Annotated in this window: 6 protein-coding genes; 2 read left to right on the top strand and 4 right to left on the bottom strand. The window is 61.6% G+C overall.

Features of this window, described 5'->3' with window-relative positions:
* Nucleotides 1–113: 113 nt before the first annotated feature.
* Nucleotides 114–764 (top strand): peptide-methionine (S)-S-oxide reductase MsrA, encoded by a 651-nt coding sequence (gene msrA / locus B0W55_RS05910; protein WP_077045084.1) that lies wholly within the window; start codon nucleotides 114–116, stop codon nucleotides 762–764.
* A gap of 109 nt (nucleotides 765–873) precedes the next feature.
* On the opposite strand, the gene B0W55_RS05905 is transcribed toward msrA, so the two are convergent.
* The 4 genes from B0W55_RS05905 to putP all read right to left on the bottom strand — a co-directional run bounded on the left by B0W55_RS05905 (nucleotide 874) and on the right by putP (nucleotide 6,341).
* Nucleotides 874–1,713, bottom strand: a complete 840-nt coding sequence (locus B0W55_RS05905; RefSeq protein ID WP_077045083.1) for a 23S rRNA (adenine(2030)-N(6))-methyltransferase RlmJ — start codon at nucleotides 1,711–1,713, stop codon at nucleotides 874–876.
* A 233-nt stretch (nucleotides 1,714–1,946) separates the two neighbouring features.
* Nucleotides 1,947–2,684 (bottom strand): DUF4123 domain-containing protein, encoded by a 738-nt coding sequence (locus B0W55_RS05900; protein WP_077045082.1) that lies wholly within the window; start codon nucleotides 2,682–2,684, stop codon nucleotides 1,947–1,949.
* Nucleotides 2,674–4,566 (bottom strand): type VI secretion system tip protein VgrG, encoded by a 1,893-nt coding sequence (locus B0W55_RS05895; protein WP_077045081.1) that lies wholly within the window; start codon nucleotides 4,564–4,566, stop codon nucleotides 2,674–2,676. Before B0W55_RS05895 ends, B0W55_RS05900 begins: the two co-directional genes overlap by 11 nt.
* A gap of 290 nt (nucleotides 4,567–4,856) precedes the next feature.
* The gene (gene putP / locus B0W55_RS05890) at nucleotides 4,857–6,341 is read right to left on the bottom strand and encodes a sodium/proline symporter PutP (protein WP_077045080.1); all 1,485 of its coding nucleotides are present in this window, start codon (nucleotides 6,339–6,341) and stop codon (nucleotides 4,857–4,859) included.
* 463 nt (nucleotides 6,342–6,804) lie between these two features.
* Between putP and putA the strand changes: the two genes are divergently transcribed.
* A complete protein-coding gene (putA, locus tag B0W55_RS05885) occupies nucleotides 6,805–10,758 on the top strand; it encodes a trifunctional transcriptional regulator/proline dehydrogenase/L-glutamate gamma-semialdehyde dehydrogenase (RefSeq protein WP_077045079.1) in 3,954 nt (1,317 codons plus the stop codon).
* Nucleotides 10,759–10,801: the final 43 nt, after the last annotated feature.

Raw genomic sequence — 10,801 nt, 5'->3', positions numbered from 1 at the left:
GACCCACCGCTTTCGCGAGCAAGCCCGCTCCCACAGGGATAGTGCGTAACGCGTCGGCATTCGGCACACTGATAGTCTGTCTATTTACATTCCATCCTGACTGAGGACTGACAATGGTTCTGCGCTCGGAACTTCTGGTGAACAAAAACGTGCTCCCTACCAAAGAACAAGCTCTGCCTGGCCGCGAAACCCCGATGGTCCTGCCCGAGAATCACTTCGTATTCAAAGACACCCCGCTGCTGGGTCCATTTTTCAACGACGTCGAGTTCGCCATTTTTGGCTTGGGCTGCTTCTGGGGCGCCGAGCGGCGGTTCTGGCAGCGTGAAGGCGTGGTCAGTACGGTGGTGGGCTACGCCGGCGGCTTCACGCCGAACCCGACCTATGAAGAAGTCTGCTCGGGCCTGACCGGCCACGCCGAAGTGGTATTGGTGGTGTACGACAAGGATAAAGTCAGCTACGACGACTTGCTGAAGATGTTCTGGGAACTGCACAACCCGACCCAGGGCATGCGCCAGGGCAACGACATCGGCACCCAGTACCGCTCGACGATCTACTGCACCACCCCTGAGCAACTGGAGAAGGCACAAGCCAGTAAACAGGCGTTCCAGGCCGAGCTGAACAAAGCCGGTTTCGGTGAAATCACCACCGAAGTCGACCAGGCGCCGACTGTGTACTTCGCCGAGACCTATCATCAGCAGTATCTGGCCAAGAACCCTGAAGGCTACTGCGGGATTGGCGGCACTGGCGTGACCTGCCCGATCTGATAGACCTGTAGGAGCGAGCATGCTCGCGAAAAAACCAAGGACGCCACTGGGCATCAGGTTTTACGCGTTATCGTTCACGACCATCGCGAGTAAACTCGCTCCTACAGAATCAACTCTCAGCAATCAACCAATCCATCTTCCAGCCACCCTGGGTCTGTCCAAGCTTCTCGGACAACCACGGCAGCAGTTCCCGCAACTCCTCCTCCAGGCCCCACGGCGGATTGGCAATCGCCAGGCCCGAGCCGTTAAGGCTGTTGGGCGTGTCCAGCGGATGCACCAGCAACTCCACTCGCAGCAACTTCGGCGCACTGGTGCCGGCCAGGTCCTGATAGAAGCGGCGCAGCGCGCGCTGATCCTTCACCGGGTACCAGATCGCCGCCACGGTCTGACGCATCCGGCCGATCGCCTCTTTGAGTGACGCCGCACAGCGCTGCATCTCGTCGAGCTTTTCGAACGGCGGATCGATCAGCATCACCGCACGTTTTTCCGGCACCGGCAGCAATGCCCGCGGCACATGCCAGCCTTCGCCCAAGTGCACCTTGACCCGACGATCGCCGGCCATGTTGTCCTTGAGCAGCAGGCCGTCCTCGGGGTGTTTTTCGTTGAGCAACACACGATCCTGCGGGCGGGTCAGGCGACGTGCCAGTTCAGGGGAGCCCGGGTAATAGCGCAACTGGCCATCCGGATTCATCTCGTGCAGCACCTGCATGTAATCGGCGGTCAGGATCGGCAGATCCGGTTGATCCCACAAGCGCGCAATGCCTTCCAGGTACTCACCGGTACGGCTGGCCTGATCGCCCTGAAGGTCGTACAGGCCAATGCCGGCGTGGGTGTCGAGATAGGCAAACGGCTGCTCCTTGCGCGACATCAGGGCGATGAGGCGGGTCAAGGTCAGGTGTTTGAACACATCGGCGTGATTGCCGGCATGGAAGGCGTGACGATAATTCATGGCTGCTCCTGCGAAGGCCGGGAAGTTTACCTTTTACCGGCCTTCAAGTCAGGCGCAGGCGACTGAGCGGCGTTGTGCTGGCCAGGATTCATACCTGCTATCAGGGAGACTGCTTGTGGTGAGGGGATTCATCCCCTCACCACGAATGAACCCTCATCACCACAAAGCAGCCGCTTGGCACTGCACCTGCGAACGCTCCTGCAAGTGCCGCCGTCCACCCCTTCACGCAACCCCTACTGCATTTCCTCCATCAGATACGCCAACAATGGCTCTTTCGATACCGGGGACGAATCACGCCCCGCCAGGGCATTCGCGACCTTGCAGCGCAATACCGTCTCAGGAAACGCCTCGAATACGCCCGGCTGCTCTTCACTCAACCATTGCATCAAGTTGCTGACCAACGTGGTGGAGGCATCAGCGCCAAGCTGCTGTAACAGCGCCTCCGGCACCTCCCACCAGGGGAAAACCTTGCTGGCGTTTTGCGCGCGCCCCGCAATCTCGACGCCTTGCCCATTGATCCAGCATCGCCCCATCACCGGCAGCAGTTGCGCGCTGTCGACCTCGGCGCACTGAAGTATCGGCAACAGATGGCGCCCATCCCAAAAGCGGAAAAACACCGCGTTGCGATCGGGCAACAGGACCTGCGTGAGGCTACGCAGGTGCTCGACCAGCGCTTGCGGTTCAGCCGAGGAAACCGCCAACCAACCCCAGTCGCGAGACGTGGTGGTCGCCGCCCAGTGTAAAAACTCACTGGCCGCCGGGATGACTGAAACAACGGGCATAACCGCTTCCCACTCCGCATAGGCCGTATTGGCCCAGATCGGGATGGGCACTGTTGAGGGCTCCAAGCGCCGCCAGGCTTCGAGGGGATTGGCCGCGCTGGCGTTGCTGAATATCGCGAACAGTTGCTCAGAAGCCTGCAACGGCTGGCGCTGCAGCCAGGCTTGAGGTGATAAAGGATCACGCTGCACACGCACCTCCTTCGCAAACCTGACACACCGCACAAAAAGGCGCGTTGCCTTGCAGGTTGAGCTTCTGCGCCAGGCTCAGCGCAACGGCTGGCACCTGCGGGCTCGACGCGCCCCTGGCCAGCATCGGTGCTCCCCCCACCACAATCGGCACGCTGCTGAAAATGCCTTCCGGGCCAATGTTGATCCAGTGCCCGCCGGCCTGAATCGTCGCGCGCACGCCGCCGTCGATCACCACCTGGCCGCCTGCCCTGATCGAAAATTGACCACTCGCGCTGACGGACTGACTGCTCACACTGATGTGCCGATCACCCTGGACATGCAGGTGCTGGTCTTGCCCGACCTGCAGGTGCATATCGTTCAGCACCTGCTGTTTCCAGTTTCGCTGGGCACGCAGGAAAATTTCCTCGGCGCCCTTGCGATCCTCGATGCGCAATTCGTTGTAGCCACCGCCGCCGGGACTGCTCTGACTGCGGAAAATACTGCGGGTCTTGTCCGCCGGCAGGTCCAGCGGCACCGGGGTCGCCGCGTTGGGCACGCACCCCATGACCAAGGGCTTGTCGGCGTCGCCATCGACGAACCCGACCAACACCTCCATACCCACTCGGGGGATCATCACAGCGCCGTATCGATCATGGGCCCAACCGCTGGCCACCCGCAGCCAGCAACTGGAATGCTCGCTCAGCGGACTGCCGCGATCCCACATCAACCGCACCTTGACCCGACCGTACGGGTCGCAATGGATTTCACTGTTCGCCGGGCCGGTCACCACTGCCGATTGATACCCTGCGACACGGGGTTTCTCGATCAGTGGCGGACGAAACACCACGTCCGACGGCGTCGCCACAAAGCGGTTGCGGTACCCCTGAAAACCCTCCGCGCCATCATTGCCCAGCAACGCTTCCAATACTTGCGGCTGCCGCCCATGGTGTTCGATTTCAGTCAGCAGCCACTTGTCCCGGGGATGCTGGCGCGGATGGTCATCCAGCCGCAGTAAATGGCCGCTGCGCAGGGCCGCCTGATTGCCGCTGCCGTGCGCCTGACGGTAGTCGGCGCGATGGCGTTCCAGCGCCCGTTCCGCCAGGCGACCGCCGACTTCGCGATCATTGAATTGCCCGGGAAAAGCGTAATCCTCCAGCACCGGCCATTGCCCGCTGTCACGACGGCTGCCCAGTTCAAAGCCCGGTGCATGGAAGTCGTAATCGCGGCGGGTCACGGCGGTGGTGCGGGTTTCCAGGCGCACGCTGAAGCGCCTGATGACTGGCACTGGCAGCGCCATGCCACTGTCCGGCAGATACAAGGTGGGTTCGGGTAAATCGGGGAAAACCGTCTGGTCGTCGCCAAACACCAGAAGATGCCTGTCGACGCTGTGCTGGAAGTGGAAGTGAATGCCGAGTTCGGCACACAGACGCTGGACGAACGCCAGGTCGCTTTCGGCGTATTGCACGCAATATTCGCGGTCTGGGTATTCACCGCCCAGCTGGAACTCGAAGGCGTCGGCGAGGATGCCATGGTCCTTGAGAATTTGCGTGATGATCATCGGCACGCTCATTTTCTGGAAAACCCGCTGATTGATTCGCCGGCCCAGGTAGCTCAGACGGGGCACCAGACTGACCTGATAGCGCGTCAGGCGATCGCCGCAATCGCCCTGTCCCACGCAAAAAACCTGGCCGTGCACACCCGAGCGCCGGCCATCGAAACTCAGAAACGCCATACGGTGAAGAAGGTCTTCGAGCTTGAGGTCCGGCCGTTCGCTGACCAGTTCCAGGTCAAAACGGTACGGCTGGCTGACAGCCTCTTTGCCGGTGAATTCGAGCACCGCAAGTTCATCGTGAAAGTCATCGACGGTCAGCGTGAAGCGAGGTTGATTAGCAGAAGTGGACATCCGGTGTGTCTCTGCAGAAGGGAGCGAGCGATTCTGCATGAGCGGCAAGAGGTATGAACGACGGACAGGAAAAACAGAAACGCCCTACTTCATTTGAAGCGTTGGCCTTCAGAAAGCGGCTCTTCTGGCGACAGACATTCCCTCAGAAACACTCACACCCCTGTAGGAGCCGAGCTGGCTCGCGATGCCGGCGTACCTGCTGACACTGCCCGAAAGAAAAAACGGCCCGCCTCCAAAGGAAGCGGGCCGTTTTCATTCAAGTCATCGTTCAGAGCCTTCGCTCATTGCGGTTACTTGTTCAGGCGGAAATCTGCCTCGGCCGCCGCAAAACGCTGCAGCATGCCGTGAGTCGGCGCGCCCAGTTTGCTGACGATGTAGATCGCCAGGCTGGCGAAGATGAAGCCCGGGATGATTTCGTACAGGCCCAGCAGCTCGAAATGCTTCCAGACGATCACGGTGATCGCGCCGACCAGGATCCCGGCCAGTGCGCCGTTGCGGGTCATGTCTTTCCAGATCACCGAGATCAACACCACGGGACCGAAGGCGGCGCCGAAACCGGCCCAGGCATAGCTGACCAGACCCAGCACGCGGTTTTCAGGGTTGGCGGCCATGGCGATGGCGATCAGCGCTACCAGCAGCACCATGGCGCGGCCGACCCAGACCAGCTCGACCTGGGACGCCGATTTACGCAGGAAGGTCTTGTAGAAGTCTTCGGTCAGGGCGCTCGAGCACACCAGCAACTGGCAGCTCAGAGTACTCATTACCGCCGCCAGGATGGCCGACAGCAGCACGCCGGCCACCCATGGGTTGAACAGGATCTTGGCCAGCTCGATAAACACGCGCTCGTGGTTTTCGGTCACAGCGCCCGCCACTTCCGGATGCGCCGAGAAGTAGGCGATGCCGAAGAACCCGACCGCCACGGTGCCGCCCAGGCACAGGATCATCCAGGTCATGGAGATGCGACGGGCATTGGCGATCGACTTGACCGAATCCGCCGCCATGAAGCGCGCCAGGATGTGCGGCTGACCGAAGTAGCCCAGACCCCAGCCCATCAGCGAAATGATGCCGATGAAAGTGGTGCCCTTGAGCATGTCGAAGTTGCTCGGATCCTGCGCTTCGATGGCCAGGAAGGTGGTGTCGACCCCGCCGGTGGCCAGCAGGACGATGATCGGCGTCAGCAACAGGGCGAAGATCATCAGCGTGGCTTGCACGGTGTCGGTCCAACTGACGGCCAGGAAACCGCCGACGAAGGTGTAGGCGATTGTCGCCGCAGCGCCGGCCCACAGCGCCGTTTCGTAGGACATGCCAAAGGTGCTTTCGAACAGACGGGCACCGGCCACGATGCCGGAGGCGCAATAGATGGTGAAGAACACCAGGATGACCACGGCGGAAATGATCCGCAGCAAGCCGCTCTTGTCTTCGAAACGGCTGGAGAAGTAATCCGGCAGGGTCAGGGCGTCGCCGTTGTGCTCGGTCTGCACACGCAGACGACCGGCAACGAACAGCCAGTTCAGGTAGGCACCGACGATCAGGCCGATGGCGATCCAGCTTTCGGACAGGCCGGACATGTAGATGGCGCCCGGCAGGCCCATCAGCAACCAGCCGCTCATGTCGGAGGCACCGGCGGACAATGCCGTGACGACGCTGCCCAGGCTGCGACCGCCCAGGATGTAATCGGATAGGTTGTTGGTGGAGCGATAGGCCATGAAGCCGATCAGCACCATGGCTGCGATGTAGATCACGAAGGTGATCAGGGTTGGATTGCTTACGCTCATTAAGTGACGCCCTGGCTTTGTTTTTATGTAGCAGCGACTGGCAGACCGCTGCCTAACGATGACGTTGGACAGGCGACCGGCAAGCTCGCGCATTTATGACCGATGTTTCCCCAGGAAAGCCATCGGCCCGACACACCCGTCTCTTCAAACGGTTGCACCTTGGGGCGCGAATGCTATGCAACAAAGCAAATAAGGTGCAACCCATTTCTCGAGAATTAGTTGCACCTTATCAAAACACCCATGAAGCCCCCGGTTTTTGCTCCTTTACGAAGCAAGAACAGCCGCCATCCTAACCAAAAAGCACCAAGGTGATGCGGCACTGACGTACCAGAATTATATTCATGACCCAATGTGTATTTTTCCGACAAAAAAAGGGTTGCACCCGGTTGCACCTCCTTCATCGCACGGCTAACCTTGCCGCCAGCTGATGCCACGCAACAGTGGCAAACATGAGGATAAAAACATGGCTACCACCACCCTCGGGGTCAAACTCGACGACCCGACCCGCGAACGCCTCAAGGCCGCCGCAAACTCGATCGATCGCACGCCGCACTGGCTGATCAAGCAGGCAATTTTCAATTACCTGGAAAAACTCGAGGGTGGTGCAACCCTGACCGAGCTGAGCGGTTTGACCGCCAAGGATGCTGACGACGCCGGCGACGTCCACGTCGATCACGCACACCAGTGCTTCCTTGAATTCGCTGAAAGCATCCTGCCGCAATCGGTACTGCGCGCCTCGATCACCGCCGCTTACCGTCGCCCGGAACCGGAAGTGGTCCCGATGCTGATGGAACAGGCTCGCCTGCCGGCAGCCATGGCCGAAGCCACCAACAAGCTCGCCGCTTCGATTGCCGAAAAACTGCGCAATCAGAAAAGCGCCGGCGGTCGTGCGGGCATCGTTCAGGGCCTGTTGCAGGAATTTTCCCTGTCGTCCCAGGAAGGCGTGGCGCTGATGTGCCTGGCCGAAGCGCTGCTGCGCATCCCGGACAAAGGCACCCGCGATGCACTGATCCGCGACAAGATCAGCACCGGCAACTGGCAGCCGCACCTGGGCAATAGCCCGTCGCTGTTCGTCAACGCCGCCACCTGGGGCCTGCTGCTGACCGGAAAACTGGTTGCCACCCACAACGAAGCCGGCCTGACCTCGTCCCTGAGCCGCATCATCGGCAAGAGCGGCGAGCCGATGATCCGCAAGGGCGTCGACATGGCCATGCGCCTGATGGGCGAACAGTTCGTCACCGGTGAAACCATCGCCGAAGCGTTGGCCAACGCCAGCAAGTTCGAAGCCAAGGGCTTCCGTTATTCCTACGACATGCTGGGTGAAGCCGCCCTCACCGAGCACGATGCGCAGAAGTACCTGGCGTCGTACGAACAGGCCATCCACTCGATCGGCAAAGCGTCCCACGGGCGTGGGATTTATGAAGGCCCGGGCATTTCCATCAAGCTGTCGGCGCTGCATCCGCGTTACAGCCGCGCCCAGTACGAGCGCGTCATGGACGAGCTGTACCCGCGCCTGCTGTCGCTGACCCTGCTGGCCAAGCAATACGACATCGGCCTGAACATCGACGCCGAAGAAGCCGACCGCCTGGAGCTGTCCCTGGACCTGCTCGAGCGCCTGTGCTTCGAGCCGCAACTGACCGGTTGGAACGGCATCGGTTTCGTGATCCAGGCTTACCAGAAGCGTTGCCCGTACGTGATCGACTACGTGATCGACCTGGCGCGCCGCAGCCGTCATCGCCTGATGATCCGCCTGGTGAAAGGCGCGTACTGGGACAGCGAAATCAAGCGCGCCCAGGTCGAAGGCCTGGAAGGCTACCCGGTGTACACCCGCAAGGTGTACACCGATGTTTCTTACATCGCCTGCGCGCGCAAACTGCTGTCGGTGCCGGAAGTCATCTACCCGCAGTTCGCCACCCACAACGCCCACACCCTGTCGGCCATCTACCACATCGCTGGTCAGAACTATTACCCGGGCCAGTATGAGTTCCAGTGCCTGCACGGCATGGGTGAACCGCTGTACGAACAGGTGGTAGGCAAAGTTTCCGAAGGCAAGCTGAACCGTCCGTGCCGCGTGTACGCACCGGTCGGCACCCACGAAACCCTGCTCGCCTACCTGGTGCGTCGATTGCTGGAAAACGGCGCGAACACCTCGTTCGTCAACCGCATCGCCGACCAGTCGATTTCGATCCAGGAACTGGTGGCCGATCCGGTCGCCAGCATCGAGCAGATGGCCACGGTGGAAGGCGGCTTCGGTCTGCCACACCCGCGCATTCCGCTGCCCCGCGACCTGTACGGCGCCGAGCGCGCCAACTCCAGCGGCATCGACATGGCCAACGAACATCGCCTGGCGTCGCTGTCCTGCGCGCTGCTGGCCACCGCGCACAACCACTGGAAAGCCGCGCCGATGCTCGGTTGCGCCTCCAGCGCTGAAAACCCGGTGCCGGTGCTCAACCCGTCGGATCTGCGTGACGTGGTCGGCCACGTACAGGAAGCCACCGTCGAAGACGTCGACAACGCCATTCAATGCGCCCTGAACGCCGCACCGATCTGGCAGGCCACCCCGCCGGCCGAACGCGCCGCGATCCTGGAGCGTGCCGCCGACTTGATGGAAGGCGAAATCCAACCACTGATGGGCCTGCTGGCCCGTGAAGCCGGCAAGACCTTCGCCAACGCCATCGCCGAAGTGCGTGAAGCCGTGGATTTCCTGCGTTACTACGCGGTGCAGGCACGCAACGATTTCACCAACGACGCCCACCGCCCGCTGGGCCCTGTGGTGTGCATCAGCCCGTGGAACTTCCCGCTGGCGATCTTCAGCGGCCAGGTCGCCGCTGCATTGGCCGCCGGTAACCCGGTGCTCGCCAAGCCTGCGGAACAAACCCCGCTGGTGGCTGCTCAAGCGGTGCGCCTGATGCTCGAAGCCGGGATCCCGGAAGGCGTGCTGCAATTGCTGCCGGGCCGTGGCGAAACCGTCGGTGCCGGCCTGGTGGGCGACGATCGCGTCAAAGGCGTGATGTTCACCGGCTCCACCGAAGTGGCTCGCCTGCTGCAACGCAACATCGCCGGGCGTCTGGATAACCAGGGTCGTCCGATTCCGTTGATCGCCGAAACCGGTGGCCAGAACGCGATGATCGTCGACTCCTCGGCGCTGACCGAACAAGTGGTCATCGACGTGGTGTCCTCGGCCTTCGACAGCGCCGGCCAGCGTTGCTCGGCACTGCGCGTGCTGTGCCTGCAGGAAGATTCCGCCGACCGCGTCATCGAAATGCTCAAGGGTGCGATGGCGGAAAGTCGTCTCGGCAATCCGGAGCGCCTGTCCGTGGACATCGGCCCGGTGATCGACGCCGAAGCCAAGGCCGGCATCGAGAAGCACATCCAGGCCATGCGCGACAAAGGTCGCAGCGTGTATCAGGTGGCCATCGCCGATGCCGAGGAAGTCAAACGCGGCACCTTCGTGATGCCGACCCTGATCGAACTGGAAAGCTTCGACGAACTGCAACGGGAGATCTTCGGCCCGGTGCTGCACGTGGTTCGCTACAAGCGCAAGGACATCGACCAACTGATCGGCCAGATCAATGCGTCCGGCTACGGCCTGACCCTGGGCGTGCACACCCGCATCGACGAGACCATCGCCAAGGTGATCGACAACGTCAACGCCGGGAACGTTTATGTGAACCGCAACATCGTCGGTGCCGTGGTCGGCGTGCAGCCGTTCGGCGGCGAAGGCCTGTCGGGCACCGGTCCGAAAGCAGGTGGTCCGCTGTACCTGTATCGCCTGCTGTCGACCCGCCCTGTCGATGCGATCGAACATTCCTTCGCCCGTGGCGATGCCGTGACTGCTCCGGACGTGCGTCTGCGTGAGGCCATGAGCAAGCCGCTGACCGCCCTGAAAGCCTGGGCTGACAGCAACAAGTTCGCCGACCTCAGCGCCCTGTGCGTGCAGTTCGCCGCGCAGTCGCAAAGCGGCATCACCCGCGTCCTGGCCGGCCCGACCGGCGAGCGCAACAGCTATGCGATCCTGCCGCGCGAGCACGTGCTGTGCCTGGCGGACGTCGAAGGCGATCTGCTGACGCAACTGGCGGCGGTGTTGGCCGTCGGCGGTTCGGCGGTATGGCCGGAAACTGAGCTGAGCAAGGCATTGTTCGCACGCCTGCCGAAAGAAATTCAGGCGCGGATCAAGCTGGTGTCTGACTGGAACAAGGATGAAGTGGTGTTTGATGCAGTGCTGCATCACGGCCATTCCGACCAGTTGCGTGCGGTCTGCCAGCAGGTTGCCAAGCGTGCCGGTGCCATCGTTGGCGTCCAGGGTCTGTCCCAGGGCGAGTCCAACATAGCGCTGGAGCGTCTGGTGATCGAGCGCGCGTTGAGCGTCAACACGGCGGCAGCCGGTGGTAACGCCAGCCTGATGACGATCGGCTAATCCTGAGCAAGACCCCTTGTGGGAGCGGGCTTGCTCGCGAAAA

It is taken from the genome of Pseudomonas sp. KK4 (assembly GCF_001984065.1).
GTDB lineage: Bacteria > Pseudomonadota > Gammaproteobacteria > Pseudomonadales > Pseudomonadaceae > Aquipseudomonas.
This window is presented reverse-complemented; position numbering and strand designations above follow the sequence as displayed.

What these genes read in the sequence shown, in the direction of transcription:
- msrA (WP_077045084.1), top strand. Translation starts at nt 114, where the DNA reads ATGGTTCTGCGCTCGGAACTTCTGGTGAACAAAAACGTGCTCCCTACC.
- B0W55_RS05905 (WP_077045083.1), bottom strand. Translation starts at nt 1,713, where the DNA reads ATGAATTATCGTCACGCCTTCCATGCCGGCAATCACGCCGATGTGTTC.
- B0W55_RS05895 (WP_077045081.1), bottom strand. Translation starts at nt 4,566, where the DNA reads ATGTCCACTTCTGCTAATCAACCTCGCTTCACGCTGACCGTCGATGAC.
- putP (WP_077045080.1), bottom strand. Translation starts at nt 6,341, where the DNA reads ATGAGCGTAAGCAATCCAACCCTGATCACCTTCGTGATCTACATCGCA.
- putA (WP_077045079.1), top strand. Translation starts at nt 6,805, where the DNA reads ATGGCTACCACCACCCTCGGGGTCAAACTCGACGACCCGACCCGCGAA.